The organism is Acinetobacter sp. B51(2017) (assembly GCF_003711395.1).
In the GTDB taxonomy this organism is placed as follows: Bacteria; Pseudomonadota; Gammaproteobacteria; order Pseudomonadales; family Moraxellaceae; genus Acinetobacter.
The window spans coordinates 1-2909 of record NZ_PJRJ01000070.1; the positions used below are offsets into that span (position 1 = coordinate 1).

General features: G+C 34.7%; 1 protein-coding gene and 1 rRNA gene. Both read left to right on the forward strand.

Annotated elements, in window-relative coordinates; translation table 11 throughout:
- The first annotated feature begins 68 nt into the window (after positions 1–68).
- Positions 69–183, forward strand: a 5S ribosomal RNA gene (gene rrf, locus CYK47_RS15070).
- Positions 184–1488: 1305 nt separating this feature from the next.
- The gene (gene repM, locus CYK47_RS15075) at positions 1489–2415 is read left to right on the forward strand and encodes a replication initiation protein RepM (RefSeq protein ID WP_122902585.1); all 927 of its coding nucleotides are present in this window, start codon (positions 1489–1491) and stop codon (positions 2413–2415) included.
- Positions 2416–2909: the final 494 nt, after the last annotated feature.

Here is a 2909-nt window from a genome sequence, read left to right on the forward strand (position 1 = left end):
CCTGTTAATAACTCATTTGACGAAAGTTAGGCATTTAATAAGACCTGATGAGTAAGCATCACAGTTGTGCTGGCGACAATAGCAAGAGTGAACCACCTGATCCCTTCCCGAACTCAGAAGTGAAACCTCTTAGCGCTGATGGTAGTGTGGGGTTACCCATGTGAGAGTAAGTCATCGCCAGCTCATTATTCTAAAAATCCCCCTGATCATTCATCAGGGGGATTTTTTTCGACTATAGAATTTGTATAAAAGCATTTATAGCGCCTATCATTACGCATAGATTCATCAGAATTGAGCTTAAATCTCTTGTTAGATCCTCTTTTTACGCTAATTTAGCGTGCCTAAACCTCTTCTATTCAACCTTAATCTACTTAGACTGTTGCAATTACTACATCTTACTGCTGTCATATTCAGCAAAACCACCTTTTCTATATGATGCTTAAATGACGCATCACATAGATTTAAAGCCATATATATGATGCTTAAATGACGCATCACATAGATTTAAAGCCATATATATGATGCTTAAATGACGCATCACATAAAAAAACATGTTTTTGACCTTTTTTTGACTAAAAAAGCTCATTATTTACTCATTAAAATAATTAACCAGTTAGATATCCATTTTCGTGTTTTTTTACCAAAATAGCCTAAGCAAATCTAAATATGAAATAGGGTGAATTAATCCGATTTTGTATCAAAAACAGGCTTATTATGTGAATAATCAACTAATATAGCTAAAAAATGAACAGCTGTTTTCCGGGTAAAAAAAGCTATTTTTTTATGTTTTTAAACATAGATATTTCTCATTGATTTGACAAAAATATTAATGACTATTTATAGCAAAAAAAAAATTCATAAAATTTGTGTTAAAAATAAGGAAAAAATGATTTGTTTTAAAAAAAGTATATAGCTGTTAAAATCAATTTTAAGCTTCTTGGTTGAGTTTTATTTATCAAAGCTACCCAACATCATTTTTCTTATTTTCATTCAATATAGAGCATTACAGAGCAATTTAAGACATGTTGAATTTAATGACTCAGATTTTTAGTAAAAAAAATGATGTTTTTGAGATAAAAAATGATGTTTATTTGATTGCAAATTTTTATCCTGAAATCTGATTTCTTACTCAATCATAAATTTTCTAAAAAAATTGTTTAGAACAGGAGGTCAGATTTCTGATTTTCGGATGAGATCAAAACCTGTGGATAAATATTAAAAAAAACCTCGTTTTTTATCAAAAAAAAACAGCGAAGCGGGTTTTTAATGTTTTTAAATGTTTTTAAATGCTTTTAGACATGCTGAAACCCTTGCTATATAAGGCTTTCAGAGCCTATATGACAACGTTTCCTCGGTTATATAGCAACGTTTCCTCGGTTATATAGCAACGTTTCCTCGGTTTAATGACAACGTTTCCTCGGTATTTGACAACATATATTTCTCATGTTGTTATAGCAACAAAATAATATTGTTGCTAAATGGGTAAAAATGACTGATTTAGTCGTAAAATCGAACAAACTTGTGCAAGCTTTGCAGACTCTCACCCTAAATGAGGCACGTTTGCTTCAACTTGCGATTGTCGATGCCCGTGAAACAGGTCAAGGGTTGTCTACAGACGAGCCTTTGGAACTAAATGCAGTCAGATATGCAAGAGCGTTTAATGTTTCAGCTGATGCTGCTTACTTAGCATTGAGTGAAGCAGAGGATTCTTTGTTTAAAAGACAGTTCACCATCACAAATGAAGATGGAACTTTGACAAAGAGCCGTTGGATTCAAGATGCCAACTATCGAAAAGGCGAAGGACGCATCCTAGTAACGTTGACGCGGGTCGTAATTGAGCACATTACGAAGATCGATGGCTTTGAGCAGTACTTCACAAGCTATCATCTAAAGAAAACGGCTGACTTTAAGAGTGTCTATGCAGTTCGACTTTATGAATTACTGATGCAATGGAAGTCTGTCGGCAAAACTCCAGCTTATGAGCTAGAGCGTTTACGTGGCCAATTAGGCATTGGTGTGAATGAATACACGCGTATGGAAGCGTTTAAACGTCGTGTGCTGGATATTGCTGTTGATCAAATTAACGAGCATTCGGATTTGATTATTAAATATGAACAGCATAAACGTGGGCGTTCTATTTCAGGTTTTTCTTTTAATTTCAAATACAAACGTTCAGCAATTCATGCTGCTAAAGAGGTTGATGTTAAGCAAGACAAGCAATCGGCTTTAACAGATGCACAGCGTTATATGTTTGCCAATAAGCTTTCAGATCTGCCTGAAATGAGCCGTTACTCCAAAGGAACAGAGAGTTATCAGGAATTTTCAGCCCGTATTGCGGAAATGTTGCAAACAGCTGCAGGTCTAGAAGAGCTATTACCGTTCCTTAAGCAAGTTGGCTTTAAGGCAGGGCGTTAATTTCACTGCAATACATCTCCTCTATGCCAATTACAGCACTGGCATTTCTATAAAACGGTACATAACAGTGTGAGATACGTGGTTTTCTAGGAAAATATCGCTAAAAACCGCGAAATTAGCGCTGTTATGGGCTTTTTTCGTAAAAAAATAGGCAAATTAGGCCTGTAGCAACGTTTTTTACTTAAATTGCTCTGCAATTTTGTAAAATAAATGAACAGTCAGACGGAATTCTGCGTAAATGGGGTTGCACAGCGCCTGAAATCCTGTAGAATGCACATCCATCAGCGATGATCTTGATTAAAAATTGTTGAAAAACAATGATTTAACAAATGAGCTGATTATCTTGCTTCTGACGAAGAAGTAAGAAAATCATTAAGAGATTATGAAGAACAACTTGTGTGGATTTTTACTGGTTGATCAATCGAATATATTTTCATTGATAATTGGTAAGAATTTCTCGAAGTTTATTTGAGCAAATTTTTTGTCAGTAATTG

What these genes read in the sequence shown, in the direction of transcription:
- repM (WP_122902585.1), top strand. Translation starts at nt 1,489, where the DNA reads ATGACTGATTTAGTCGTAAAATCGAACAAACTTGTGCAAGCTTTGCAG.